Origin of the sequence: Paenibacillus sp. UMB7766-LJ446 (assembly GCF_030226665.1) — a bacterium.
Taxonomy (GTDB): Bacteria; Bacillota; Bacilli; order Paenibacillales; family Paenibacillaceae; genus Paenibacillus; species Paenibacillus vandeheii.
The window spans coordinates 147,146-174,067 of the sequence record NZ_JASOYM010000015.1; the positions used below are offsets into that span (position 1 = coordinate 147,146).

A 26,922-nucleotide genomic window follows, 5' to 3' on the forward strand; every position below is an offset into this window, starting at 1 on the left:
TTAAGTTTACCCGTTTTCCAGGCCAATGTATCCTTCACGCCATGAAGTCTTTCCCAAAGCGAGATTTTAAGGAACATTTACAAGATCGGTGGGTTGGAGTTGCACACTTTGTTGATTTGCCGTGCATATTTGCTGACTGTGGCAGCTGATATGCCATATCGCTCGGCTATGCTTTGGTAGGTCACTGGACGACTATGAATCTTGGCCGCCAAATATTCCAATCCCGCAGCCAAGCCTTCAATTTGCTTCGTACCAGGCACCTCCGGGTGTACGCGAGATATATAGTCGGTCCACAGCCGTTCCATTTCTTGCTGCAATTCGGCTTTGGCTTCAGACATCTGTAACGCACGGTCCACGACCGCCTGCCAATGCGAAGATGGTTTTGTCTCCGTTTGTTCCGTCATCGACTCCATCTTCGGAATGGTGCGTTTGCTCAACGCAGTTAACGGTAGTAGAACAGGAGAATCATCCTGTTTAGCTTCTTCTGATTCAAGACCATGGAGTACGGAACGAGCGGCTACCACCAGCTCCTGATCTTCACCCGGTTCCTGGATAAAGGATTGCAGTGCCTGCTGCACCTCATAATCACCAATCATGCCAAGAGCATGAATGACCTGAAGCTTGGTAGCCCGATCCCCATGTCGCAGCGCCCAGAAGAAAGAGGAACGGATCAAGGGATCGTTTTTCATCTCTTCAGGTATGCCGTTGCCATAGTCCTCCCATTGTCTGAATTGCTCGTCAAATGGCAGATGATAGTGATAACTTAGTTTTTCAGGATCTTTTTCTCCCTGTCTCACAGCCTCAAGTCCAGACAGATAGTACCGGGATACTTCCGAACCCGGGTCCAGCTTGCCCACGTGACGCCACAGACGTTCAGCAGAATCGTAACGTTCCGTATTATAAGCCGCGACTGCTGCATAATGTGCGAGAGCCGGGTCTGCAGCGGTTTCTTCATCCTTCAACAGGCGACGGAAATGTACATAAGCCGTATCATGTTGTCCCAGGATACCCATCGTGGTAGCCAGTTTGTAGACCTGTTCGTGCTGGAAAGGCACGATGACACGTAATTTTTTGATCAGAAGCAGCACTTGGTCAGCTCGATTCTCGTTCTGGTGAAAGATTGCGAGATTACACAATGCATGCAAATTACCAGGCTCCTGCTCCAGTACTTCGGCAATCGTCTCTTTCGCTTTGGGAAACAGCCCCATATAATAATAGGCAAGCGCCAAGTTGTTGCGAGCAGCCAAATAATCAGGATAATCGGGTGCCATGCCTTCCAGCAGCTCAGCTGCCTGTGCAAACTTCCCTTGTTCCAACAATTCCCGCGCCTGATCGTGCTCCACGACACCTTTACGTGATTTGATCCGGTTCAGTTTGGCTGGTCGATCCAGCTCATAGTACAGAAGCTCCATCATCTCTTCGGCTTCCGTCATAAACTGACCCTGGGTATCCTCCTCCAAATACGTAACAAGCGCTTGCTCAGCTTCTTCAAACCGATCCATATTCGCATAATTGTTCGCCATGTAGAAATAACATTCCGTCATGGACGGATCTACCACGTCGAGCACATGCGCAAGAACGGCATTCGAAGCCTCGTAATCCCCCTTCTCTGATAATATACCCGCCATATTACAATGATTCACCGGATTTTCCGGTTCATATTCAACAGCTTTACGAAAATATTTTAATGCCTTGTCGACGTGATTACGGTCCAGCGAGCGGACAGCTCTCTCAAAAAAGAAAGAAGCATCCAAGTGAATCGGTATAACATTGGCAAGGTGTCCCTCAGCCCGCAGTAGCTTGCCCTTCATCTTCCAAGGCACCCCCTCTTTGCTTTCATTCATACTCTCCAGTATACCACATCTTAAGGCCCACTTCTCAATATGTAGTTTCATGTCGTTTATGCCAAAAATGCGCAAAAAAGATGACACCTCCTCATCCCTTTCGAATGAAATGTCATCTTTTTTCTTCTTGTACTCTTTCGTATAAAGAGAATCATCAGAATTACAGCTTCAACGCCATGGATGGCGAAAGAGAGATATGAACCGTCTTGTGGAAAGGGGTCATAAAGTTAACCAGCACAACCTTACACTTATCGGGCAGCTTCGCCTCACGTACGGTTGCCGCCAAATGCCCCATCTCGCCTCCGGTCAGCTCAATCCAGTCATCTCCACAGGAATAACGCAATGTGCCGCTCTTCCACAGGTAATGGCCCTCATCCGTCTCGTGCAATTCCCCATGGGAAAGCTCGCCCTCGCTTCCGAACACGAAAGACAGCTGCACCATGAGCTGCTCCGGCTGCTCTCCCGCCAGTTTCAGTGTCCAGCCATTTTCGGTTGGTAACACTTCCGTCTGTACACGGAACGTCTGCTCATAGGTGAGCGCTCGACTCTGATGGGGTAACAAATACCAAGGGCTGATGGCTGTTCCTGCAGTCTCAGGCAGTTGGCTATCAGGGATCGGACCATAGTAGCCCTTCTTCTGCTCGCCCGTTAGACTATAACCTGCTGGCAATCGAGACATTTGCTGCATCGGCACATACCCTGGATTAAAATAGGAGGCTAACTGAACAGCCAGCAGTCGTACCGCACCATGACGAAGGGCAAAAAATGAAGGCACCTCCGTCATTACGGTCGCGCTTGTATTACCCCTCCGAATACGCGCTACAGGTGCGCCGAAGTCCGTATGCAACCGGCTGTGTGAGATGCGTCCATGATGACCTGCCGATTCCATTCGCTGCAAATAGTCCTCCCGTACAAATCGCTCGTTCAGTATGATCTCGTACCGCTCAGGCAAATGATCACGTGCCTTACCTGCCTTCTGAAGCTCAGGCTCCAGCAGCAGCCGAACGAGCGCATTGACCGAGCAGACGCCGGGATCTGTTAACATTTCTCCCGCCCATTCAGCCATGCCGGTGAAGATCGGATCACCGTCCAGCCGGGCCAACATGGCATACGGCAAATAATACGGAGATAGATCATGCACGCTCCCCAGATCCTGGCGACCTGAGTAATCCGTAACAACCTCACCGGTTGGATGTACTAGATACACCATCATGCGCAGATTGAGCCTCACCGGTTCCAACAACTCGGGACGATTTAACAGACTCGCCGCATGGATTAACATGATATCACTGACCGCACTGTAAATTCCGTTGCTCCGTTCCGTCCATTCCCCTTCAGGCGTAATATCCATACCCTCAGCCAGCCACTGCTCTGCACGCTGCACGGCTTCCTCCAGGTCAAACAATTGATGCAGGAAACCGAGCGCCGCGCACAGCACCCAGCGATGGTTCGGGGTATGACAGCCCCCGGTTAACATGACCGGAACAGTTCGTTCCAGAAACAGGCGCATATTGTTCAGCACAGGCTGCAATGGCTCCCAGTTCTGCTGCTTAAGAAGTTGATACAACTGAGCATATCCCACGACGACAAATGCTGTATCTGGCGGAGAATGGGAATTGGTCCAGCCGGGGGAGATGGAGCCATCTTCATGCTGATTACGGAGTACATACTCCGATGCCAGAAGCAGGCGATCAAGCAATTCATTGTCTTGGAAATAAATCGAATCGGGATTAACAAGCGCCGCTCCCCAGTAACACATATCCGTAGGCGTTCCGGTCGTGTGGTTGACCCAAGCGATACCTGTATAGGGATCAATCGTTCCTCCGTAATAGCGGCTCTCCGGGTCAAGTACTTGCCGGGTAATCCCTTTCTGAACTGCTCTGTCATTGCTGTCCACCAGTTGTCTGTACATGTCTAGTCCCTCCAAACAAATGCATTTACACCGTTGTCATCAACCCTTGACTGCCCCAAGCATGGCACCGCTAACAAAATACTTTTGCAGCCACGGATAGACGAGAAGAATGGGTACAGTCGCAAAAACGACGGTCGCAGCCTTAAGGCTTTCCGGGGTTAATGGAGCGCGATTAGCACCCTCCATCAGCGTAAGTTCGCTCACCATATTGTTTTGTACCATTTGGAAGAGCTTGAGCTGTAAGGGATATAGCTGAGGATCATTAATATACAAAAGGGAATCCTGGAATCCATTCCAGCGTCCAACCGCATAGAAAAGGGCCAACGTAGCCAATACAGGCATGGATAGTGGCAATATAATTTTAAAGAGCGTGTGTACATGTGAACTGCCGTCAATCTCTGCCGACTCCTCCAAACTTTCCGGTATGCCTCTGAAGAACGAAATCAGGATAATCAGGTTAAACGGACTCACCAGACCAGGCAGAATCAATGCCCAGACCGAATTAAGCAAGTTGAGATCACGAATGAGCAAGTACTCAGGTATCATCCCGCCGCTGAAAAACATCGTTATAATGATGACATACATAAAGAGCTTGCGCCCTTTCAGTTTTTTCTTGGTTAACGGATATGCAGCTGCAAGTGTGAACAGCATGCACAGCACTGTGGTCACGACAGTTAGAACCGTTGTGAAGCCTAGTGAATAGAGCATCGATTGATCAGAAAATACCTGAATATACGCATCCCAATTGATTTCTTTGGGGAATATGGTCACTTCACCTGACGTAATCGCCCGGTTCGAACTGAGCGATATCGCAATCGTGTGCAGAAACGGAGCCAGACAAAATATAACAAACAAAATGATAAAGGAGATATTAACGATATCAAAAATCCGGTTTGAGGTGCGTTCACTCATATGCACACAGCTCCTTTACTGATGGTCTATACAAACAAGCCGATTGGCGTATCTTTCATTCTTTAATAACCTACAAAATACCTTCACCGGTTGCTTTTTTTGAAATATAGTTGGAGCCAAGTACAAAGATAAGTCCCACAACGGCCTGGAACAAACCAACGACGGTTGCCAGTGTGTATTGTCCTGATTCAAGTCCAACTCTGTATACAAAGGTACTGAGTACATCGGAATATTCACGCACAGCCGTGTTACCGATAATATAAGGCCGATCAAAACCGATACTGACCATATGTCCGAGATTGAGAATAAGCAAGGTCACGATGGTTGGTTTGATGCTCGGCAACGTAATATGCCAGATTCTCTTCAGCCGTGATGCTCCATCGATCTCAGCTGCTTCAAACAATTCCTTGTTCACGCTGGTTAATGCGGCCAAATATAGAATGGTTCCCCATCCTGCACTTTGCCAGACACCTGTGAACAGGTACGTTACAAGCCAAGGATTCTTCTCTGTCAAAAATGGTATAGAATTTAATCCCATGCTCTCCAGCACACCGTTAACCATACCCGATTGATTACCAAACAGTTGGTATACAATCCCCCCGATGATCACCCATGAAATAAAGTGAGGAATGTACAGAATCGTCTGCGATATTTTTTTAAACCATTTAAATCGAACTTCATAGAGCATGATTGCCAATATAATAGGTGCAGGGAACGAAACAATCAGATCAAGAAAATTCAGCATAAAGGTATTGCGTAGTGTGGTGTAGAAATCACGCATCCCAAATACCTCACGGAAAGCATCGAAACCGATCCACTCACTACCGTTAATGCCCTGAAACAGGTTGAAATCCTTAAAAGCGATCTGAACACCGTACATCGGTCCGTAGCGAAAGATCAAAAAGTAGATCAGGGGCAGTGAGATCAGTGCATACAATTGCCAATACCTTTTCAAGTATGTGATCGTCAAGTCGGTTTCCTCCTATCAACAAAGAAACGGCTGTGCCGCACAAATCAGCGGCACACGTCCCTTCCAAAGTTATGCGGTAACATGCGTATCTTATTTGGAGCCATGATGTGTAAGGATTATTTATTGAGTAACGATTACTTACTGAAGTGCTTCTTCAAGCTCTTTCTTCAATTCTGTACCACCGAGCGACATGAAATCATTCATTTCCTTTTCATAAACAGCTTCAAATTCCGCCGGCTTAGCCATCGCTGTTTTTACGATAATCACTTTTAGCTTATCATTCAGCGCCGTCCCATATTTGGATTCCGCTGCAATTGGTTTGCTAAAAACGATCGGACCGATGGTGTCGGTATTGGCAATGTTAATGGATTGTCTCATCAATTCCTGATTATTCTCCGGGAAGCCCGCGATCCATGCTGCTTCATTTACTTCCTGGTCTCCGATCACTTTGCCATTGGCGATAATAGCCATGTCACCGGAATTGTAGATGCGATCCTTCATTTCCTGTGTTGCGTCATTTTTGACAACTGGAATTCCATCGACCATCTCGTAATTTTCACCTTCGACGCCGCTGTACATATCAAGCAGATTATTTCCAGAAGCCATCCAATCCAAATATTTCACTGCTTCTACAGCTCGTTTGCTGCTCTTTGGAATCATGATATACATTCCGTTGCTGCCGTAACGTGATTTGATATATTTATTGTCAACATTGGCGTTTGTATAAGCGTCGATTGCTGCGACTTTGCTACCCGGCACGTTTTTGTACAAATTATCCAACATACCGTCTGCGTACAGAATCTGACCTACATCTTCCGACATATAACCGATGTTGCCGTTTTGGAAGTCCTTAACCAATTGAGTTTTCTCTTCATCGAGACTGAAATCTTTGCTGATCAGACCTTCATTGTACAATTTGTTAAGGAACTGCATCGCGTCCTTAAAGCCTTCATGCAACGGTAGTTCGTATCGTTGACTGTACGTCAGTCCATCCTGAATCGGCTTGATAAACGAATAAATCAGTGTCTCATACTGAGCTGGCGCAAGTGCCATACCCATTGGGATGTTTTTGCTTCCCAGATTACCCGGATCTTTCTCTTTAAATGCTTTTAGCGTTTCGTAGAGCTCTTCTGTTGTCGTTGGAGCCTTCATTCCAACTTTGTCGAGCCAATCTTGGCGGATATAAGAATTATAACGAGCAGTAATGGCACGTTTACCCGGAATGGCGAATTGCTGACCTTCAAGCTGACCAAACTTCAACAAGTCTTCACCCAAATATTCTTTCAGGTTAGGTGCATGCTCATTAATAAGCTCACCTACGTCGGTAAGTCCCCCCTGCTGGGCATAGCGATAGAACACACTCGAGTCATATACAAATACAATATCCGGAACGTCGCTGGCGCTAGCCATCAGCACATTGAGCTTCGTCGTTTCCTCCGAACGCTGAACCGGTACGAATTGCACATCAATGTTATTTGGATCACCAAACTGTTCCTGAATCCATTTAGTCATATAGTTGTTGGTAATCGTATACGGTGAAGGGCTGTTACCACGATCAAAAACCTCGACTTTCAAGGTAACGCGCTCACCCTTGCCCGATGCGCCGCCCTCTGCTGTCTCTTGATCTGATGCAGATGAGCATCCAGCAAGTAGAGATACTCCCATTACCATCGTAAGTGCTAATCCCATCCATTTCTTAAGATTGCCTTTGGTTGCTTTTCCTGTCATTTTGTCATCCCCTTTGGCTTTGCGTGAATGTTTAAAGCTTGCCCAGAGTATTCCACATCTTTCCGTACCCTGGCAATAAACCTGTTTCGGAAACGCTTACATAAGGATAATGGTTTATCCCTAGCGACGATTTTCGCAGACTGACGATTTTCGTAAAGGGGCCACAAACAGGAGTAAATCAGGGGCTTCTTGCATAAACGCAGGCTCCGGTCGGATTCCAGGCTTACACCAGCAGCAAAAAGGCGAACTTCTGCATGGCGCCTCCTGAGAGATACACCTGCATGAAGTCCACCCGTGCTTAGATGATTTAATACGCAGCATGAGCCTATGGTTTACGACTCGGGATCGTGATGTTCACGTTTCATACGGCGGTAGTCACCTGGTGTAATACCCGCAACCCGTTTAAATACTCGTCCCAAAGTAATCCCATTGGCGTAGCCCACCTTCTGGGCGATGTCCTGTAACGAAAGATCCGTATTCTTGAGCAGCCGTTCCGTTTCCTTCATCCGCAATTCTGTAAGGAAGTCTACAAACTTCATATTGAACTCTGTCTTGAACAAATAACTCGCATGTTTGCCGGTAATCTGGAATCGATCACTCAGATGTTTCAGCGAAAGATCTGGATTCGCAAACTGTTCTTCAATATAGTTTCTCATTTCATTGACCATCGCTTTGTAGCTCTTGGTTTCAGTTACCGACACATAAGTTCTGAACAAATCCGTGAGGTCATCAAAAAGAATGTCCTTAACACCTTCAAGTGTCTCCGCTTCTTTCATCAGCATTAACCACTTGTTAATATTTTTCTCCGATAATTTCTCCTGCAGCTGTTCAGACATGACCGCTACTTCACGGCTGAGCATCTGCAGCATCGCCTGAATCAAGGAGTGAATCTCATCATCCGGCAGCTTATCACGTTCAAAAGCCGCGAAAATCTCCTCCAGCTGATCACGCCACTGACTGCTCGACATCCGAAACCGTTTAACAAAATCTGCAATCATCTGCAAATAAGTATAGGTATCAAGCAGCTGCTGCTGAGTTTCTCCATACCCGGCCAGTGCCACATCCCCGTCTCTCAGTAATCTGCGGTGCATCACAGTCTCAGCCGCCACGTATGATTCACGAATGGCCTTGATACCCTCTGCAATCGGTCCGATACCGAAACTCAAGGATATACGCAGATTCTGCTCAACCCAAGATCGGCATTCCTCTGCAACCAGGCGAATCTGCTCTGTCATATCCACACTGCTGTCTGTGGACAGGAAAAGGATCGCAATCTGATCGGAGCTGACCCATTCCGTCCAGCATTGCATATCTGCATTGCGTGAGAGCTCTTGCAGAACGTTCATTAGTGCAAATTTAAGCGTATTCTGCTCACCTCTCGTAAACTGTTCCTGGAAGCCCTTCTCATAACGGTTGATTTCGCCAACCACAACAGCGAAGCGTGACGAAGTATCCATACCCGTTAACGGGGAAAGTTCCTTCAATCGTTCTACCGCATGATCCAGATTTTCTCCATTCAGCAGATCGTTAAAAAGTTTGCTGCGTTGCAGTAACACGTTTTCCCTGCTCTTTTTGTCCGAATCCATCATATGGTTGATCAGGTTTTCCAACACGCCATCAATCAATTTCATCTCATCGGTACGAGAGCCGGATTGTTCCAGCACCCGAATCTGATGGGCCTCAATCCGGTTCATAATGATCTGAATAGGCTTATAATTACGACGTGTGATATAGATGATATAGATAATAGCGCAGATGACTGTTACAACCGCAATGGCCACCCACACATAGGAAACGACCGAGACCCAGCCATACAGGTTTCCTTTCTTGATTCCACTGGAGATCGTCCACCCCAACCTTTCCAGCGAAAGGGTGTTCAGCTCTTGTCCTTCTACGGCACCTTCACGATCTGAATGCGCATCGTATACAACCTGACCGTTACGGTCAAGAATGCTCATGAAGGAAAGCTGTCCATTGACCATACTGTCAATACTCTGCTCAATACTGCTCATCTTGATATTAATGACAAGCACTCCATCCGAACCAAATGGCAGGGGCATGTCTTTATCTACCGTCAACACTCGAATAGGCGTACGCTGATTAACCCCCGCATCGTATTCCCTGACAGGCTGCCAGCCTGAAGCAAGAGAACCGGACTCCATTTGGTTGATCCACGCCTTGTCTGAAAAGCTGTCTATATCCTTGGACCCGCTTGACGTTAAAACGCTTTCATTTTTCTTGTCATATAAATAAATCGATTGAATCCAAGGGTTAGAGCTCGTCAGCTCACGCAAACTCTGTGCAATGCTATACACGGTCTCTTTGCCCACCTGATTCTGGCTATTAAAATAGTACTTGTAGGCCTGTTCACTCTGCACCGCTTCCATCAACGAAAGCTCAATATCCCGGAGCGTCCGGTCCAGACTGTCCGCCAAATAACTGGAGGAGATGCGATCTGCTTTCCTTGTTTCTTCCCTGGAGATGTCATTAATGAAAACAAAAGCGATAAAAATGAGTACGGTCATGGTAAGAAAGAAAATAGGAAAATAAGAAAATAGTAGCCGATAATACCAAGTCCGGGACAATAGACCCCACTCCTCACTCCACGACACCGGTGTATATTGCCGTGGTTCTACTGTTCATTACATCCGTCACATCTCTGGGATTGAGTCACCCTAACAGCACGCAGCCATAGAACTAATTTTAAGTTATTATAGCACAAGCCTTCAGGCAGCAAAGCAGGAATCGATTGTCTACGCTCTCTTATCACATCGGAATCCTTATCCTCATCCATGGCATCCATGATCATAAAAAAAACAAAAACCGTGCTGAGCAGCAAACTACTCCAACACGGTACAGTAAATCTGGATTCGCACATGTCTGTGCAGCATAGTTAAATCCCTGAATCTTTGAACAGCGTAGCCATAGACCCACCATCCACAATGATGCGAATAGCACGAGCAAGCATTGGAGCTACAGGCAGCACTTTGAAGCATTCGGGATGATCATCAGGCAGTGCGATGGAGTCTGTGACCACCACCTCGGCTATAGACGGGTGATTGAGCTTACTTAGCGCCCCATCCGAGAACAGACCATGTGTTGCGCATACATATACGTTTTTGGAGCCTCGCTCCTTCAACCCTTCAACAACATTGAGAATTGTCGTTCCTGTATCGATCAGATCCTCAATAATAATCGGAGTTCGACCCTCCACATCCCCAATGACGTGTGTAATGATCGATTCGTTATGGCTTGGCCGCTTCTTGATCATAATGGCAAAAGGAGAATCCAGACGATTCGCCAGTTTCTCCGCCATTGATGCTCGTCCCGCATCAGGGGAGACAACCACCGGATTTTCAATGCCTTTACTCAACAAATAATCACTAATGAGATCCAAGGATGTCATATGGTCCACTGGAATGTTAAAGAATCCCTGAATTGCTGCTGCATGCAGATCAATGGTTACTACCCGGTTCGCTCCAGCCGTAGTTAACACATCTGCAACCATTTTGGCCGAGATCGGCTCACGCGGAGCAGACTTACGTTCCTGACGGGCATATCCGTAGTAGGGAACAATAATATTTACCGTACGGGCAGAAGCCCTTTTGGCTGCATCAATCATGACGAGCAATTCAACGAACAACTCATTAATCGGATGAGATAAAGATTGAATCAGAAACACATCACAGTTGCGGATCGTCTCTTCGTAGTGAACGTATATTTCTCCGCTCTTGAACCGGGACAGTTTGATCTTGCCTAGTTGTACACCCAGCTTGTCGCATACCTGTTCTGCCAGCTTAGGGTTCGATGAACCGGAAAAAATACGTAACGAATGCTGCATAATGCCCTCCCGAGGGTTGAAGTCCCTATATAATCCTTATCTAAAAGGTTATTTCCTACCCTCATTATACTCCACTGCTCTATACATTTAAAGAAAGGAACGAGCGCTGACGTCCTTCAAAAACAGCTACCTCCGTACAGCCCAGCTCGCGCAGGAGCGCCTCGGCTTCAGGCAGGTAATCGCCAAGCTTCAACGGATCATGTGCATCGGAGCCAAGCGTGAGCGGAATCCCCAATTGAATAGCCTTAGTTAGCATTCGGGGACCGGGGAACATCTCTGCACATGGTTTCGATAATCCTGATGCATTGAGCTCCATAGCGCAGCCACTCTTTGCAATGGCTTGCAGCGCTGCATTTTCCAGAGCTACCCGCTCTTCCGTCTGCTCAGGTGCCGGAGCGAAGCCAAATCGCTTGATCACATCCACATGGCCCATAATATCGTACATTCCTGTAGCTGCCGCTTTGCTCACAGCATCATAGTATTGACGGTAAACTTCCAGTACGTCTTTGCCTTCCCAATGATGGGTCTGGCGAAAATCCGTAATGTCCCATTCCCCGAGAAAGTGAACCGATCCAATCACATAGTCCCAAGGGTACCGCTCGATAATGGCCCGAATTTCTGTCTCCCAGCCTTCAATATAGTCGCCTTCGAGGCCGACACGTACATCAATCTGGCCACGGTACCGCTCCTTCAGAGAAAAACACTCTTCCACATAACGCGGCAGCTCGTCCATAGGCATAGCCATCTCGGGATAATATTGAGCGGGATCTACATGCAGCAATGGCATGTGATCCGACAGCCCAATCTGAGACAGGCCAATTTCCACCCCACGCTGCACATAAGCCTCCAGCTTGCCAACAGCATGACCACACCGCTCATGGTGTGTATGATAATCTATGCGCACAGGTTCGCCTCCTAATCGCGGCGAGGCCGCTCGTGGCGACGGCTCAGCTCTGACATGATGTCATCCAGCGGCAGCTTGCGCTCTTGCAACAGTACGAGCAAGTGATACATCAGGTCACTGACCTCAAGGCGAAGCTCGTCATTGTCTTTATTTTTGGCGGCGATGATCGTCTCGGACGCTTCTTCACCGATTTTTTTCAAAATTTTATCCACGCCCTTATCAAACAGGTACGTCGTATATGCGCCTTCCGGACGCTCGCGTTCACGCTCTGCAATTACGGATTCCAGTTCAGCCAGTACTTCGAAACGACCTTCCGAGATGGAACTTGCAGTCGTTGCACCCAATTCACTTGAAGCTTTGTCTCCGGGTTGCTCTGGCAAGCCCACGATTTCATTATGGAAACACGTTACTGCTCCGGTGTGGCAAGCAGGCCCATTTGGCTTTACCTCAACTAGCAAGGTGTCACCATCACAATCGTATTTCAATGAAGTAATCGTCTGTACGTTGCCTGAAGTTGCGCCCTTGTGCCACAGCTCTTGACGCGAACGCGACCAGAACCACGTTTCACCGGATTCCAGCGATAATTTCAGGGATTCCCGATTCATATAAGCCATCATCAGAACTTGACGGGTCTCAGTATCCTGCACAATGGCAGGTACCAATCCGTCGCTCCAACGAATGTGCTCCACAACCTGCTCCAAGGATAATTGCTCCTTGATCTCATTGCTTACGTTAGTCACGGATCTCCACCCCTTGCTCTCTCAAATGTTGTTTTAACGCCGGAACGGCGATTTCTTTATAATGGAATATCGTTGCCGCCAGACCTGCATCCGCTTTACCTGTCGTGAACACATCATAGAAATGCGATTCCTTGCCCGCACCACCCGAAGCAATCACCGGAATACGTACCGATTCGGATACCGCTGCGGTCAGCTTCAGATCGAATCCGTCCTTCGTTCCATCCGCGTCCATGCTTGTCAGCAGAATTTCTCCAGCACCTAATGTCTCCGCCTGCTTAACCCATTCCAGCGCCTTGATCCCTGAAGGTTTCCGTCCACCATGCGTATAAACCTCCCACTCGCCCCAAGCCTCATTATACTTGGCGTCTATTGCTACGACGATGCACTGGGAACCAAAGCGGCGCGCCCCATCTGCAATCAGCTGAGGATTAAGAACGGCTGCCGTATTTACAGCAATTTTATCCGCTCCTGCACGTAGAATGCGCTTCATGTCTTCCACCTTGGAAATGCCTCCACCCACGGTAAAAGGAATAGCGATCTCGCCTGCGGTCTGCCGCACTACTTCTTCCATCGTCTCGCGGCCTTCCACCGAAGCGGAGATATCGAGAAATACCAGTTCATCCGCGCCCTCGCGGTCATACAGCGCCGCCAGCTCTACCGGATCACCCGCATCGCGGAGATTGACGAAGTTAACGCCTTTGACGACCCGGCCGTCCTTCACGTCCAGACAAGGAATGATTCTTTTTGCCAGCATAATCCTCTTCCTCTCTCCTGATGATCGCATACCTGTATAAGTTCAACTTAGAATATTCACACTAGCCACTCCGATGACAGAACAACCTTACGATCGCTGTTATCCCCAGATTTTTTGATCCTTTTTTAAAGGGAAAATCCGGGGATAGCGTATGCTTCCGATGCAGCTTTCTTTCAGAAAGCTTTCAGGCGAACGTTTCACTTCTTCAGGTTATTTCTGTCCTCTCCGTTATCGTGCGAATGTTTATTTGAGCCTATATAGTATCGCTATTATTTATTTACCGCACGAACCGCTTCGGACAGATCGATGCTGCCCGTATACAGCGCTTTGCCCACGATTGCTCCTCCGACACCATCTTCCGCATGCTTGCTTAAACGAAGCAGATCATCCATCACACTAACTCCCCCGGAAGCAATCACCGTACGACCACTCGCCTTCGCAAGAGACACAATCGCTTCCACGTTAGGACCCTGCATCATGCCATCACGGGAGATGTCCGTGAAGATAAAGGTTTCCGCACCGAATGCCGCCAGTTCCTTCGCCAGCACCTCAGCCTGAACTTCCGATGTCTCAAGCCAGCCGCGTGTTGCCACATAGCCGTTACGTGCATCGATACCAATCGCTACTTTGTCTCCATATCGTCCCAGTACTTCTTCAGTAAAAGCGCGATCCTCGATAGCCGCTGTTCCGATTATAAGACGACTCACGCCAAGACCCAGCAAACGCTCCACATCAGCTACTGTACGAAGACCCCCACCTACCTGTACAGGTACGTTCACGGCCGAAGCAATGCGTCCGATCAGTTCATCATTCACCGGATGTCCTGCTTTGGCACCGTCCAGATCCACCAGATGAACGTATGTACCACCTTGCTTCTCCCAGGAAAGAGCAACTTGAACCGGGTCATCGTTATATACCGTCTCCTGATTGTAATCTCCCTGCACCAGTCTTACACATTTGCCGTCCCGGATATCAATTGCCGGATATATGATAAAAGATGACATACAAGGCCTCCTGAATATATTCATATTTGTCTCTATATAAATTGAAACTAAAGAATATTTACACTTGCCACTCCGATGACAGAACAACCTTCCGATCGCTGTTATCCCTAGATTTTTTTGAATCCCTTATTTAAAGGGGAAAATCCGGGGATAAAGGCGACCGCTCCGCTTCTTCAGGTTATTTCTGTCCACTCCGTTATCGTGTAAATGTTTAGTTCAATTTATATAGATTAGATTTTATATAAGTTTAGCTACGTATTATTTTATAAGGATGAAAATAAACTTCATATGATCCCGAATTATGGTTACGCCTTCGATCCAGTCAATGCCAGGAAGTTTCCAAGCAGCTTCATCCCCAGCTCTCCGCTCTTCTCCGGGTGGAACTGCATGCCGAAATTGGAGCCTCTGCCAACAATCGCCGTAACCGGATGTCCGTAATCCGTTACTGCCAATAGATCGCTCTCTACTTCCGTACGTGCATGGTATGAATGGACAAAATAGACATGACCTGCCTCAAGCCCCGCGAATAATGGATTTTCCGGATGCAGGAACTCCAATCGATTCCAGCCCATATGTGGAACCTTTAATTCTCCCGGTGCGAATCGCACCACTTGACCCGGCAAGATGTTAAGTCCTTCATGCTCGCCATGCTCCTCACTTGAGCTGAACAACAACTGCATGCCCAGACAGATCCCGAGCAGTGGTTTGGGTCCAGCTGCAGCTTCCTTCACCACAGCGTCCAAACCATTTTCCCGTAAGTGCACCATGGCATCGCCAAACGCACCTACACCTGGCAGAATCACACCATCTGCACCAAGAATAGCATCCCGATCACCTGTGACCAGCGCTTCGTAGCCAAGACGTTCGACCGCTTTGCCGACGCTGTGCAGGTTCCCCATACCGTAATCGACAATTGCAATCGCCATCGTCTACAGCACTCCCTTCGTGGAAGGCACACCTGTTACACGTGGATCAATTGTAGTCGCCTCATCCAGTGCACGACCCAGTGCTTTGAAGATCGCTTCGATCATGTGATGTGTATTTTGCCCGTAGTGCACAATAACGTGCAATGTAATCCGAGCTTCCAGCGCTAATTTCCACAGAAACTCATGCACCAGTTCGGTCGAAAAGCTGCCCACTTGCTGGGATGGGTAATCTGCACGGTACTCGAAGTGAGGTCGGTTGCTCACATCAATCACGACCTGAGCGAGAGCTTCATCCATCGGCACAAATACACTGGCATAACGTTTGATTCCGCGCTTGTCTCCCAACGCTTCACGAAGTGTCTGCCCCAGACAGATCCCGATATCCTCCACCGTGTGATGGTCGTCAATATCAACATCGCCACGCGCCTGTACGTTCAGGTCGAATTGTCCATGCTTCGTGAACAGGTCCAGCATATGATTCAGGAAAGGTACGTCTGTTTCAATCTCGGATTGCCCCGTTCCATCTACAGCAAAAGCAAGCTGAATGTTCGTTTCATTTGTCTTGCGGTCTACCTCTGCCTGACGTACAGCCCCCTTGTGCTGAAGGTCCAAACCATTATTCTGCTTATCCATTATCCGATTCCGCCTTTCCTTCCTGTTCTAACCGTACAGCGATCGCACGGGCGTGTCCTTCGAGCCCTTCATGCCGGGCCAGCTCTATAATAGCCGCTCCGTTTTGGAGCAACGCTTCCTTGCTGTAATAGATCAAACTCGATTTTTTGATAAAATCATCCACGTCCACAGGTGAACTAAATCGGGCCGTTCCATTGGTCGGAATAATATGATTCGGTCCCGCAAAATAATCCCCTACCGGCTCCGAGCTATACGGGCCGAGGAAGATCGCTCCGGCATTCTCGATCCGGCCAGCATAAGCCATGGGCTCCTGCACCATGATCTCCAGATGCTCCGGTGCGAGCCGGTTCACCACATCGATTCCCTCATCAATGGAATCGACCACAATAATCGCGCCATACTGCTCCACGGAAGCAGCAGCGATATCGCGCCGCGGCAGCACTTCCAGCTGCTGCCGCACTTCGGCCTGCACGGCTTCCGCCAGCACGGCCGAGGTCGTGACGAGAATGGCCGATGCCATCTCGTCATGTTCCGCCTGCGACAACAGGTCTGCGGCGACATACACCGGATTCGCCGTATCATCGGCGAGCACCACAATCTCACTCGGCCCGGCGATACTGTCGATATCGACCGCGCCGTACACCTCGCGCTTCGCGAGCGCCACGTAAATATTGCCCGGTCCACAGATCTTGTCGACCGGGGCAATACTCTCCGTGCCGTAAGCGAGGGCGGCGATCGCCTGAGCGCCGCCAACCCGGTACATCTCGCTCACGCCTGCTTCCGCAGCAGCCACGAGAATGTACGGGTTAATGCCTTCGCCGCCGTTCGTTGACGGCGGCGTCACCAGAACAATCTCCGGCACGCCAGCCACCTGTGCCGGAATTACATTCATCAGCACCGACGATGGATATGCTGCTTTGCCGCCAGGTACATAGACACCGACCCGCTTCAGCGGCCGGATCACCTGGCCCAGCAGACTGCCGTCCGGCTGCCAATCCATCCATGAGTTCCGCTTCTGCTTCTCATGAAAAGCACGAATGTTAACGGCGGCTTGCCGGATCGCCGTCACGAAGGAAGGCTCTACGGCTGCATAAGCCGCCTGCAGCTCTTCCTGCGGCACGCGCAGCTCTGCGGCCGTCAGCTTCGTGCGGTCCAGCTGCTCTGTGTAACGCAGCAGTGCCGCATCTCCTTCCCGGCGAATGTCGCCGACAATGCGCCGTACCGATTCATTTTGCTCCGGTGAACCGTACTCCACTTCCCTCTTCAGATCAAATTCCCGTGCAGGTATAATTTTCATGCGTACAACCTCCTTATCCCCTGTATTACGTAATCCCTGTCATGTATGTGCAGATTCGTTCCTATTGTTTCTCATTACTTTCTTCTATCGTTTCATTCTTTGGTTATTTCCATTTTCTATATTTCCCGTTCATTAAAACCTTACATTCCTTGATTATCTATGGTTTAACCTCGAACTATACCCGCCGACCATTCATTCGATGCTGGAATGACCTGTTGGAGAGCATCGCATAATGCCTGAATCCGTGCGTTCTTCATCCGATAGCTTACCCGATTCGCAATAAGGCGGCTCGTGATATCCAGGATGCCTGTCATCTCAACGAGTCCGTTCTCCCGCAACGTCTGTCCGGTCTCTACCAGATCGACAATCCGGTCAGCCAGACCAATCAAGGGCGCCAGTTCGATGGAACCGTTCAGTTTGATGACTTCTACCTGCTGTCCCTGTTCACGGAAATATTGGGAAGCGATTCTCGGATATTTTGTTGCCACCCGCTGCTGAATGCCAGGCGTCCAGTCAGGTAGTCCAATAACAGACATACGGCACTGCGCGATTCCCAGGTTCAACAATTCGTACACATCCCGATTTTCCTCAAGCAGAACGTCTTTGCCAACAATACCAATGTCCGCTACTCCATATTCCACATAGGTTGGCACGTCCACAGGCTTCGCCATAATGAACTCCATCCCCGCTTCCGGCACTTCAATCACCAGTTTGCGTGTATCATCTACATCAACGGGAATATCAAGCCCGGCCTCACGGAACAACTTGGAGGCTTTCTTATAGATTCGGCCCTTTGGCATGGCAACCTTCAAAATATCCGACATCTCAGCGTCCCCCTCCATTTTCAGATCCGTATGTGATAACCTGCTCAGCCTGGATTGACTTGTTGCCTGTTAGAGCACCAGTATTCGTACTTGCCTCTGTTCCATCTCTAGGAAGAAGTTGCGTTACTACATTCTGACCGATACTGCGTAGTCGCGCCGCCTCCGTTAAAGCCTCAGCCCGGCGTTCCGAGTTATATTGAATAAGTACAGGCTTCTTCTCTTCCATTGTAATTCCATGAACACCATCGATAATCCGGTTCGTTTTGAGCGCAAACCCTGTAGCTGGAAGTGAACGGCCAAACTGCTGTAACAGATTGTCATATCGTCCGCCGCTGCATACCGGGGATCCGAGTTCACCCGCATACCCTTCAAACGTCATGCCCGTATAATACGAGAAATCACCAATCATCGTTAGATCAATCAACACATGTTCGGAAACACCGTACGCTTCCAACACTTCAAATACCGCACACAAATGTGCAATCGATTTTGCTGCTTCAGTACTTGAACTCAGCTCTGCTGCGTGTGTACATACTTCTTTACCGCCACGCAGACGCAAAATGGCTTCAAGCTGCTCCTTCAGTTTCGGTTCCAGATTCAATGCTTCAATGGATTGGCGATAGCCGACATAATCGCGTCCCAGCAATCCTTCTTTCAACTGCTCCTGCTGTACCGTTTGCCCTGGAATGACTTCTTCCAGTAACCCGTTCAGAAATCCCATATGACCCATTGCAATTTTAAAGGAAGACACACCCGCTGCCTGCAAAGAAGCAATTGCAAGTGCTACAACTTCTGCATCTGCCTCAGGCGAATCATCACCAACAAGCTCTACACCCGTTTGGAAAAATTCCGCCTCACGTCCCGCTTCCTCTTCTATAGAACGAAACACATTCGCATGATAGGAAAGACGCAGCGGAAGCTCTTCATCCTTCAACAAAGAAGAAACCACTCGTGCAATTGGCGCTGTCAGATCCGATCTTAGCACCAACGTAGTCCCGCGACTGTTCAATAATTTAAACAACTTGCGATCCGATGTGGAGCTCGCTACACCTACGGTATCGTAGTATTCAATCGTTGGTGTAATGATTTGACGGTAACCCCAGCGTTCCATGCATTCCAGTACATTTCGCTCAATTGTTCGCAGCTTGGTCACCACATGTGGTGTATAGTCACGAAAACCTGTCGGTTTCTCAAAGCCTTTTGGTTTGGACATTGGTATTATTCACCCCGAGTCAGTAATTTAAGATTGGTAGACGTTCTATTTCAACAGGATTTATGTAGTGTAAATCCTCATTCTATCTTGTAACCTGATTTCTTACGGTTGCTGCCAGACAGCCTTCAAAACGTGTTTCGTAAATGTTTAATTATGCTTAACTATACTTAACTTTCATCCCAATTCTTTAACATGGTAAAGTGCTAACAAACTAAAGGATATGGGATATGATAACATGAATGACCATCCATCGTCAACAATACGGCACCTTTGGTTTACTTGTTACGCATCCTCCATTTGTGATCACTTTGCTTAAGAAAAATCTAATTATTTGTATACGAAAAAAGCTGCCATCAGCAGCTTCCTTTTTCCAGTCAGTTCAACTTTTATCTTTCCCTGACTGAACCAATACAGGTTAATTTCCGTATATTCGTTAACCATCTTTTCAGATATTTCTTAATCCCTTTTCGGTATATCATTACATTTTTTCCATATACCTTTGTTTCCACCTGTTCTTGATTTCTTATGACGCGTCTTCTTACTCCAAATTACCAGGAACAGGTTCATCAGCATTTAATACGATCTCCTCCATTGAAGCATTCGAGCGAGACAGATCACGAAGTGGATTTCCTCCAACAAAAGCCCCCGGAGCTACATCCTTATGAACCACTGCTCCTGCAGCTACAACCGCACCATCCCCAATAGTCACACCTGGCAGAATAGTTGAATTTGCACCGATCAGCACATTTTCCCCGATAATCACCTCACCGAGTCTGTACTCCTTAATGAGATACTCGTGAGCAAGGATCGTAGTGTTGTAACCAATTACGGAATTTTCGCCCACCGTAATTTTCTCCGGGAAGAACACATCGACCATGACCATCAGTCCAAATGCCGTATGTTTACCCACCTTCATGCCGAGCATGCGACGATAGATCCAGTTCTTTACTGATAGAATCGGGCAGTACCGTGACAACTGAATCCAGATAAAATTGCGCACGCCCTTCCACGGACTCACGGTCTTGTAGATATGCCAAAGTGCGTTATGGCCTTCTACGGGATAGCGGGTTACTTTTCTCATGAACGTTCCGTTTCAATCAGCGTAAGCAAGTCCTTCATGTCGTGCAAAATGTAATCCGGTTTATATTCGCTCAATACGGCTTCTCCCTTAAGCGACCAGGCTACGCCTGCCGAAAGTGCGCCCGCATTCTGTGCCGATTGAATATCGACCGGACTGTCACCCACCATCAATGTTTTGGAAGGATCTGCACCCAACTCCTCGATTGCTTTCAGGACGGGTTCAGCATGCGGCTTGGGATGGGTTACATCGGTAACCGTCACAATCGATTTCATATATTTCAACAGGTCGAAACGCTCCAGCACCTTTAGTGAAGATGGACGAATCTTCGTTGTGACCACACCCATCACAATTCCTGCCTTATGAAGAGCTTCAACGACCTCAATGACGTGTGGAAATGGTTGCACCATCGCATCGTGATGTACATCATTGTACGCTCGATATCCTTTTACATACTCGGCAACATCCTCTTTCCCAGAGAATGTACGCATCTGATTCTCCAGTGTACCTCCCATATGAGGAATGATCTGTTCCCGCGTCCACGGCGTGGACACCTGCAGATCCTCCATTACGTGAAGGAAAGAGTTGATAATTAGCTCATTCGTGTCGATAATCGTTCCATCCAGATCAAACAAAACCGTGTCAATCATGCTGCATTACTCCTTTTTCTCTTCAGCTTGCTTCGGATCCTCTTTGGTCGAGACTGGAGTTACCGTGTCCTCTTTGCCTGCAACCGGGCCTGTATGCACCATATCATCCGATGATTCTGAAGGAACCTTGGAAGATACAATCGGATCGCTATACCGCACATCTGCCTTGCCTGTCATTCTTCTCACAACGATGAAGACAATTGCAACAACAATGATGCCAATAGCCAGCAGCTGCGAAATTCTTACATTACCGTAGGCCGGATCAAGATATCCTTGCTCGAAGCCCATAGCTGTCATCGGGGACCATAATCCATTAACCATGGAGGCAACCCATTGCGGTGCCTGGAATCCCAGACTGTCGGTACGCAGCGCTTCGATAAAGAAACGACCAATCGAGTACCAGATAAAATAGGACATAAACAGCTCACCAGCACGCAGAAACTTCTGACGACGAAGCACTAGTAAGATGACCAAACCAACAAGACTCCACATCGATTCGTACAAAAACGCAGGATGGTGGAATACACCTTCCACGTTCATCTGATTTACAATAAAGTCTGGCAAATGAAGCTTGTCTCTCAAAAATGATTCTTCTACAGGACCGCCGTAGGCTTCTTGGTTTACAAAGTTACCCCAGCGTCCGATCATTTGTCCAACGATCAGTCCAGGTGCACAGATGTCGGCCATGCGCCAAAAATTATACCCTTTACGACGGAAGAAAATGACTGCACATATGATCGCACCAATCAGTGCGCCGTATATGGCGATACCACCATTCCATATTTTAAAGACATCCCAGAAATTATCCTTATAATCGTCCCAACGAAATGCCACGTAGTATATGCGGGCACCGATAATAGCAGAAGGCACACCAAGCAGAACCATGTCCATGAACACTTCCTGCGGAATGTTATACCGTTTGCCTTCCCGGATCACAAGCAGCAAACCTACGAGTGCCGCTGTACCGAGAATAAGCCCGTACCAGTGAACCTTTAACGCTCCGATGGAGAACGCGATCGGGTTCAACAGTAATAATGTATCCATTCATTCACACTCCTATAAATTGACTCATTCATACGCATGACCAATTGCTGCATGTCTTCAACACTCTATACAGAGTACATCACATCAACAATTGGTCTTTTAGCATATAATAGATCCTTCTCTTCTTAGTCCATGTCTTCCATATCTTCAGAGATCGTTGCTGTCAGCTTGTTCGTAAATTGCAGTGCAGCATTCAGACCCATCTGCTTCAAGCGATAGTTCATTCCTGCTACTTCAATAATAACAGCCAAGTTCCGTCCCGGACGAACAGGGATCGTTACAAGCGGTACATCCGTATCAATAATACGTGTCGTCTCTTCATCCAGACCAAGACGATCATACTGCTTATCCTGCTGCCAAGCTTCCAGACGGACTACCAATGTAATCCGTTTATTATTGCGGACAGCGCCCGCACCGAACAATGTCATTACGTTAATGATGCCGACGCCACGGATTTCAAGCAAATGACGGATCAACTCCGGTGCAGTTCCGTGCAGCTGGAAGTCTGATGTCTGACGAATTTCTACCGCATCATCGGCAATCAATCGGTGACCGCGTTTCACCAGTTCCAGTGCCGTTTCACTTTTACCAATACCACTGCTTCCGGTGATTAGCATCCCTACGCCATACACATCACAGAGTACACCGTGAATCGTTGCTGTAGGCGCCAGCTTTTTCTCCAGGAATCCGGTAATCCGGCTGGACAGAATCGTTGTAGCCATGTTACTGCGCAGCACAGCCAGGTCCTGTTCTTCACTGATCTCAACCAGCTCCTGTGGCACTTCAAGTCCACGGGTTACTACGATACACGGCGTTTCTTCCGTACAAAGGCGCTGCATCCGATCACGGCGCTCATCTTCTGGCAGCATTGCAAAAAAGGCCAGCTCTGTTCTACCAAGCAGCTGTACCCGTTCTTGTGGATGATATTCGAAATAACCGGCCATTTCCAGGCCAGGACGGTTCAAATCGTCTACTGTAATGACTCTCTTCAGTCCGTGAGATCCAGAAACAACCTCCAACTGGAACTGTTGTACCAATTCAGATACTTTCACATTTTTCGCCATTTGTCTCTTCCTTTCAGCATTCGCTGCCCTCTATGTACATCAGCATTAGCGTCATTCCATTGCATTAATAGCGCATTCATGTTCTTTGTTAGTTGTTTGTTACAGCATCTAACCTTCAAATAATCTTAAATGAATTCCGGGATGAATGCAATCTTGGCTTCACTCACCGATGAGTCAAAAAAGCCCCTTCCAGCAATAACGGAAGGGGCTCAGATTACAATGTATGATTGCGTTAACTGACAGATTCCATCGTTACCGATGAATCTCAGTGCTATTAGTCTTGAAGAAGAACGTTTGCTTCAGTCTCTTTGTCAAAGATATGAACTTTGTTCATGTCAATTGCCATTTTAACTGTGGAACCATCACGAGTGTTGGAACGTCCGTCTACACGTGCGATTGTAGTATCATTACCTACACCGCTCAAGTAGAGGAGCATTTCGTGACCCAGGTTCTCTGTTACGTCTACGTGTGTAGAGAATACAGAGTTCGGGGATGCTTCCAGGAATACTGGCTCTTCGTGAATGTCTTCTGGACGAACACCCAGAATCACTTCTTTGCCAATGTATCCTCTTGATTTCAGCACTTGTGCTTTACCTTGTGGGATTTCAACGTCCACACCAGGAGCTACGAAATGCAGGCTAGCACCTTGCTCAGCCAGTTTACCCGAGATAAAGTTCATTGTCGGGGAACCGATGAATCCAGCTACGAACAGGTTCGCCGGGTGGTTGTATAGCTCTTCCGGAGAAGCTGCTTGTTGGATGATACCATCCTTCATAACAACGATCCGATCACCCATTGTCATTGCTTCGATTTGGTCATGCGTTACGTAGATAACGGTTGTTTCCAAACGTTTCGCAAGTTTAGTGATCTCAGCACGCATTTGACCACGCAGTTTGGCATCCAAGTTGGAGAGAGGCTCATCCATCAAGAACACTTGTGGATCACGGACGATCGCACGTCCCAGAGCGACACGCTGACGTTGACCACCGGACAAAGCCTTAGGTTTACGCTCAAGCAAATGCTCGATATCCAGGATTCTAGCTGCTTCACGTACACGTTTGTCGATCTCATCTTTTTTCACTTTACGCAATTTCAAACCAAACGCCATGTTTTGGTATACGCTCATATGCGGATACAAGGCATAGGATTGGAATACCATCGCGATATCGCGGTCTTTAGGAGCAACATCATTCACGACACGGTCGCCGATATAGAGTTTACCTTCAGAAATTTCCTCAAGGCCTGCGATCATACGCAGTGTTGTTGATTTACCACAACCGGACGGACCTACCAGTACCAGAAATTCTTTATCTTTAATGTCCAGGTTAATATCAACTACTGTTGCTTTATCAGAACCCGGGTATTTTTTGAAAATATGCTCTAAACGTACACCAGCCATGATTGTTGCCTCCTCAGAGATCATTTTGTAATCGAATACATTTTGTAGTTTTATATTAACCCATTTGCATGATGTTTGACTATTCGCAAACTGCACAAAAATATCAAAGCTTTTTCGTCACTTTGTACATAAGCAGTAAAAGCCGCACCAGAACAGCACTTTCGAAGTTTCTGACATCATATCCAATCTCCTGTTTGATCTTATCAAGGCGATATACCAAGGTATTTCGATGAATGAAGAGGCGCTTTGCCGTCTCGCTGACATTACAATCCAGATTGAAAAAGGTTTCGAGCGTAGCCAGTGTCTCACTATCACTAAACAATACAGTGCCCTTTCCCGTTTCCTGTATAAAACGAAGACGTTGCTGCACAGGAATGCTGTCTACCAAACGTTCGAGGTGCAAATCCCAAGGAAGATGAATGTGCTGTGCAACATGGAAGGCCCGGCCCAAGTGAACACTTTCTTGAAGGAGCGCCGTTACAGAAGATAGTTGCCTCGTAGGGATACAGGGTAAGGAAGCAGACAAATGAAATACACCCGCCCATTCACTGGCTACCAACTCATATAGCCCCTGACAAAAGGCATTTAGCAACTCTTTTCTGGCTTCAGCGGTATCCTCTTCGGCTTCACCTGTAACGATCTGTTCATCACCCAGAAACACCCACTCCTGCGCCCCTACAGGAATCAGTATAATTTCTTCACCAAAATAACTTTCGAGCAGTTTATTCAGTTCCTTGGAACGAATGCGATGAGCATCAGGTGTCTCACATTGCAGCAAAAATGGGATCTTCTCTGCTTTCAATTCTCCAGCCAACGAAAAATAATCCGGGATAGCCTCCTGCTGAGCTGGGTGCTCAATCTGCTGTCGAAGCCAATGCCCCAATTCAGCAAGCTGTTGCTCTCTATCATTTTCATAAATCACAGGCTGTTCTTCATCCAGTAATCGATTATGATTGCTAATGAGCAGCTCAATTAATCGCCGTACTTCAAACGTAACAGAGTCAGCAGAACATCTCCAACACAAGACATTGCCTTCTTGTTCATTCAAACCGACTTTGAAATAAACATGTTCCTCTGCAGTCCAACTTCGTACATCTGTAACCGGATCATTTGAGCTTTCATCTTGAGGTGTAAGATCGTCGGTCCCTTCTGTCCCACTCAGGGTCATTTGTTTAGCTTCCTGACCAACTGAGTTTAATGCAAACTGATTCCATTCTTCTATAGTTAACACAGATTCGTCCAATGTAGTACCTATGATTGCTTGGATTTGTTGTTTTAGATCAGGTATGAGCTTCATATAATGAACGCCACCACTCTGCTTTTTTCTATTATTTTATCATATCTTGGACAGCATCGCCTTTATCGGTCCACATATGAGTTTCCACATGAACAATCAAATTATCCATAACAAAAAAGAGTGACTAATCAAATTAATGATCAATCACTCTTTTTCAAAAGATGAGTCATGAAGGGCTCGAACCTTCGACACCCTGATTAAAAGTCAGGTGCTCTACCAACTGAGCTAATGACTCGTAAAACTGGTGGAGGATGATGGATTCGAACCACCGAACCCGTACGGGAGCAGATTTACAGTCTGATGCGTTTGGCCACTTCGCTAATCCTCCAGGATTACATGGTGGCTCGGGACGGAATCGAACCGCCGACACGAGGATTTTCAGTCCTCTGCTCTACCGACTGAGCTACCGAGCCTTATTCAATTTTGGGATTAATGGCGGAACCGACGGGATTCGAACCCGCGATCTCCTGCGTGACAGGCAGGCATGTTAGGCCAACTACACCACGGTTCCAGGCATTAATGGTGCCGGCGAGAGGACTTGAACCCCCAACCTACTGATTACAAGTCAGTTGCTCTACCAGTTGAGCTACACCGGCGTATATGGTGGAGGCTGAGGGGATCGAACCCCCGACCCTCTGCTTGTAAGGCAGATGCTCTCCCAGCTGAGCTAAGCCTCCTGGGTAATATGGTAGCGGCGGAGGGGATCGAACCCCCGACCTCACGGGTATGAACCGTACGCTCTAGCCAGCTGAGCTACACCGCCATATTAAAAACCAAATCCTAATTGCTTGTCCATCTTAGGTAAAGATGGCGGAGAGAGAGGGATTCGAACCCTCGCACCGCTTACGCAGTCTAACCCCTTAGCAGAGGGTCCCCTTATAGCCACTT

The 26,922-nt window shown here is 47.8% G+C and carries 22 protein-coding genes and 7 tRNA genes; all 29 read right to left on the reverse strand.

Features of this window, described 5'->3' with window-relative positions; all coding sequences use genetic code 11:
- Positions 1-77: 77 nt before the first annotated feature.
- Complete coding sequence (locus QP794_RS28335) at positions 78-1,811, reverse strand: tetratricopeptide repeat protein (RefSeq protein ID WP_285080064.1); 1,734 nt, start codon at positions 1,809-1,811, stop codon at positions 78-80.
- A gap of 193 nt (positions 1,812-2,004) precedes the next feature.
- Complete coding sequence (locus QP794_RS28340; RefSeq protein WP_285080065.1) at positions 2,005-3,756, reverse strand: prenyltransferase/squalene oxidase repeat-containing protein; 1,752 nt, start codon at positions 3,754-3,756, stop codon at positions 2,005-2,007.
- A gap of 39 nt (positions 3,757-3,795) precedes the next feature.
- The gene (locus QP794_RS28345) at positions 3,796-4,668 is read right to left on the reverse strand and encodes a carbohydrate ABC transporter permease (protein WP_024634122.1); all 873 of its coding nucleotides are present in this window, start codon (positions 4,666-4,668) and stop codon (positions 3,796-3,798) included.
- A 70-nt stretch (positions 4,669-4,738) separates the two neighbouring features.
- Positions 4,739-5,638 (reverse strand): ABC transporter permease, encoded by a 900-nt coding sequence (locus QP794_RS28350; protein WP_285080066.1) that lies wholly within the window; start codon positions 5,636-5,638, stop codon positions 4,739-4,741.
- A gap of 138 nt (positions 5,639-5,776) precedes the next feature.
- Positions 5,777-7,366: an extracellular solute-binding protein gene (locus QP794_RS28355; RefSeq protein ID WP_285080068.1), complete on the reverse strand. Its 1,590-nt coding sequence runs from the start codon at positions 7,364-7,366 to the stop codon at positions 5,777-5,779.
- A 332-nt stretch (positions 7,367-7,698) separates the two neighbouring features.
- Positions 7,699-9,978, reverse strand: coding sequence for a helix-turn-helix domain-containing protein (locus QP794_RS28360; RefSeq protein WP_285080069.1), 2,280 nt, complete (start codon positions 9,976-9,978; stop codon positions 7,699-7,701).
- A gap of 281 nt (positions 9,979-10,259) precedes the next feature.
- Positions 10,260-11,207: a ribose-phosphate diphosphokinase gene (locus tag QP794_RS28365; protein ID WP_024634118.1), complete on the reverse strand. Its 948-nt coding sequence runs from the start codon at positions 11,205-11,207 to the stop codon at positions 10,260-10,262.
- Between the two features lie 79 nt (positions 11,208-11,286).
- Positions 11,287-12,111 carry a histidinol-phosphatase HisJ gene (gene hisJ / locus QP794_RS28370; protein WP_285080070.1) on the reverse strand — a complete coding sequence of 275 codons (825 nt, stop codon included), beginning with the start codon at positions 12,109-12,111 and terminating at the stop codon, positions 11,287-11,289.
- Between the two features lie 11 nt (positions 12,112-12,122).
- Positions 12,123-12,851, reverse strand: coding sequence for a bifunctional phosphoribosyl-AMP cyclohydrolase/phosphoribosyl-ATP diphosphatase HisIE (gene hisIE, locus QP794_RS28375; protein ID WP_285080071.1), 729 nt, complete (start codon positions 12,849-12,851; stop codon positions 12,123-12,125).
- A complete protein-coding gene (gene hisF / locus QP794_RS28380) occupies positions 12,844-13,605 on the reverse strand; it encodes an imidazole glycerol phosphate synthase subunit HisF (protein WP_079344982.1) in 762 nt (253 codons plus the stop codon). Before hisF ends, hisIE begins: the two co-directional genes overlap by 8 nt.
- 269 nt (positions 13,606-13,874) lie before the next feature.
- Complete coding sequence (hisA, locus tag QP794_RS28385; RefSeq protein WP_024634114.1) at positions 13,875-14,609, reverse strand: 1-(5-phosphoribosyl)-5-[(5-phosphoribosylamino)methylideneamino]imidazole-4-carboxamide isomerase; 735 nt, start codon at positions 14,607-14,609, stop codon at positions 13,875-13,877.
- A gap of 305 nt (positions 14,610-14,914) precedes the next feature.
- Positions 14,915-15,535: an imidazole glycerol phosphate synthase subunit HisH gene (hisH, locus tag QP794_RS28390; RefSeq protein WP_285080072.1), complete on the reverse strand. Its 621-nt coding sequence runs from the start codon at positions 15,533-15,535 to the stop codon at positions 14,915-14,917.
- A gap of 3 nt (positions 15,536-15,538) precedes the next feature.
- Positions 15,539-16,168: an imidazoleglycerol-phosphate dehydratase HisB gene (hisB, locus tag QP794_RS28395; RefSeq protein WP_285080073.1), complete on the reverse strand. Its 630-nt coding sequence runs from the start codon at positions 16,166-16,168 to the stop codon at positions 15,539-15,541.
- The gene (gene hisD, locus QP794_RS28400) at positions 16,161-17,465 is read right to left on the reverse strand and encodes a histidinol dehydrogenase (RefSeq protein WP_285080074.1); all 1,305 of its coding nucleotides are present in this window, start codon (positions 17,463-17,465) and stop codon (positions 16,161-16,163) included. The genes hisB and hisD overlap by 8 nt, the downstream gene beginning before the upstream one ends.
- A 164-nt stretch (positions 17,466-17,629) precedes the next feature.
- Positions 17,630-18,289 (reverse strand): ATP phosphoribosyltransferase, encoded by a 660-nt coding sequence (hisG, locus tag QP794_RS28405; RefSeq protein WP_079344992.1) that lies wholly within the window; start codon positions 18,287-18,289, stop codon positions 17,630-17,632.
- 1 nt (position 18,290) lies between these two features.
- Positions 18,291-19,502: an ATP phosphoribosyltransferase regulatory subunit gene (locus QP794_RS28410; protein ID WP_024634109.1), complete on the reverse strand. Its 1,212-nt coding sequence runs from the start codon at positions 19,500-19,502 to the stop codon at positions 18,291-18,293.
- Between the two features lie 538 nt (positions 19,503-20,040).
- Entirely contained in the window at positions 20,041-20,583 is a 543-nt protein-coding gene (locus tag QP794_RS28415; RefSeq protein ID WP_285080075.1) for an acyltransferase, read from the reverse strand.
- Positions 20,580-21,230, reverse strand: a complete 651-nt coding sequence (gene ppaX / locus QP794_RS28420) for a pyrophosphatase PpaX (protein ID WP_079350116.1) — start codon at positions 21,228-21,230, stop codon at positions 20,580-20,582. The genes QP794_RS28415 and ppaX overlap by 4 nt, the downstream gene beginning before the upstream one ends.
- Positions 21,231-21,236: 6 nt before the next feature.
- Positions 21,237-22,274, reverse strand: coding sequence for a prolipoprotein diacylglyceryl transferase (gene lgt / locus QP794_RS28425; protein WP_024634106.1), 1,038 nt, complete (start codon positions 22,272-22,274; stop codon positions 21,237-21,239).
- A 125-nt stretch (positions 22,275-22,399) separates the two neighbouring features.
- Positions 22,400-23,338, reverse strand: a complete 939-nt coding sequence (hprK, locus tag QP794_RS28430; RefSeq protein ID WP_285080078.1) for an HPr(Ser) kinase/phosphatase — start codon at positions 23,336-23,338, stop codon at positions 22,400-22,402.
- Positions 23,339-23,612: 274 nt separating this feature from the next.
- Positions 23,613-24,737: an ABC transporter ATP-binding protein gene (locus QP794_RS28435; protein WP_024634104.1), complete on the reverse strand. Its 1,125-nt coding sequence runs from the start codon at positions 24,735-24,737 to the stop codon at positions 23,613-23,615.
- 103 nt (positions 24,738-24,840) lie between these two features.
- Positions 24,841-26,034, reverse strand: coding sequence for a PucR family transcriptional regulator (locus QP794_RS28440; RefSeq protein WP_285080080.1), 1,194 nt, complete (start codon positions 26,032-26,034; stop codon positions 24,841-24,843).
- A gap of 162 nt (positions 26,035-26,196) precedes the next feature.
- A tRNA-Lys gene (locus QP794_RS28445) sits at positions 26,197-26,269 on the reverse strand.
- 7 nt (positions 26,270-26,276) lie between these two features.
- Positions 26,277-26,362: transfer RNA gene (locus tag QP794_RS28450), tRNA-Tyr, on the reverse strand.
- A gap of 9 nt (positions 26,363-26,371) precedes the next feature.
- Positions 26,372-26,447, reverse strand: a tRNA-Phe gene (locus QP794_RS28455).
- A gap of 20 nt (positions 26,448-26,467) precedes the next feature.
- A tRNA-Asp gene (locus QP794_RS28460) sits at positions 26,468-26,545 on the reverse strand.
- A gap of 9 nt (positions 26,546-26,554) precedes the next feature.
- Positions 26,555-26,630, reverse strand: a tRNA-Thr gene (locus tag QP794_RS28465).
- Between the two features lie 5 nt (positions 26,631-26,635).
- Positions 26,636-26,711 (reverse strand) — tRNA-Val (locus QP794_RS28470).
- Between the two features lie 9 nt (positions 26,712-26,720).
- Positions 26,721-26,797 (reverse strand) — tRNA-Met (locus QP794_RS28475).
- Between the last annotated feature and the right edge of the window lie 125 nt (positions 26,798-26,922).

Coding starts and splice junctions, on each gene's coding strand:
- QP794_RS28335 (WP_285080064.1), bottom strand. CDS start 1,811: ATGAAGGGCAAGCTACTGCGGGCTGAGGGACACCTTGCCAATGTTATA.
- QP794_RS28340 (WP_285080065.1), bottom strand. CDS start 3,756: ATGTACAGACAACTGGTGGACAGCAATGACAGAGCAGTTCAGAAAGGG.
- QP794_RS28345 (WP_024634122.1), bottom strand. CDS start 4,668: ATGAGTGAACGCACCTCAAACCGGATTTTTGATATCGTTAATATCTCC.
- QP794_RS28355 (WP_285080068.1), bottom strand. CDS start 7,366: ATGACAGGAAAAGCAACCAAAGGCAATCTTAAGAAATGGATGGGATTA.
- QP794_RS28365 (WP_024634118.1), bottom strand. CDS start 11,207: ATGCAGCATTCGTTACGTATTTTTTCCGGTTCATCGAACCCTAAGCTG.
- hisF (WP_079344982.1), bottom strand. CDS start 13,605: ATGCTGGCAAAAAGAATCATTCCTTGTCTGGACGTGAAGGACGGCCGG.
- hisA (WP_024634114.1), bottom strand. CDS start 14,609: ATGTCATCTTTTATCATATATCCGGCAATTGATATCCGGGACGGCAAA.
- hisH (WP_285080072.1), bottom strand. CDS start 15,535: ATGGCGATTGCAATTGTCGATTACGGTATGGGGAACCTGCACAGCGTC.
- hisB (WP_285080073.1), bottom strand. CDS start 16,168: ATGGATAAGCAGAATAATGGTTTGGACCTTCAGCACAAGGGGGCTGTA.
- hisD (WP_285080074.1), bottom strand. CDS start 17,465: ATGAAAATTATACCTGCACGGGAATTTGATCTGAAGAGGGAAGTGGAG.
- hisG (WP_079344992.1), bottom strand. CDS start 18,289: ATGTCGGATATTTTGAAGGTTGCCATGCCAAAGGGCCGAATCTATAAG.
- QP794_RS28410 (WP_024634109.1), bottom strand. CDS start 19,502: ATGTCCAAACCAAAAGGCTTTGAGAAACCGACAGGTTTTCGTGACTAT.
- QP794_RS28415 (WP_285080075.1), bottom strand. CDS start 20,583: ATGAGAAAAGTAACCCGCTATCCCGTAGAAGGCCATAACGCACTTTGG.
- ppaX (WP_079350116.1), bottom strand. CDS start 21,230: ATGATTGACACGGTTTTGTTTGATCTGGATGGAACGATTATCGACACG.
- lgt (WP_024634106.1), bottom strand. CDS start 22,274: ATGGATACATTATTACTGTTGAACCCGATCGCGTTCTCCATCGGAGCG.
- hprK (WP_285080078.1), bottom strand. CDS start 23,338: ATGGCGAAAAATGTGAAAGTATCTGAATTGGTACAACAGTTCCAGTTG.
- QP794_RS28435 (WP_024634104.1), bottom strand. CDS start 24,737: ATGGCTGGTGTACGTTTAGAGCATATTTTCAAAAAATACCCGGGTTCT.
- QP794_RS28440 (WP_285080080.1), bottom strand. CDS start 26,034: ATGAAGCTCATACCTGATCTAAAACAACAAATCCAAGCAATCATAGGT.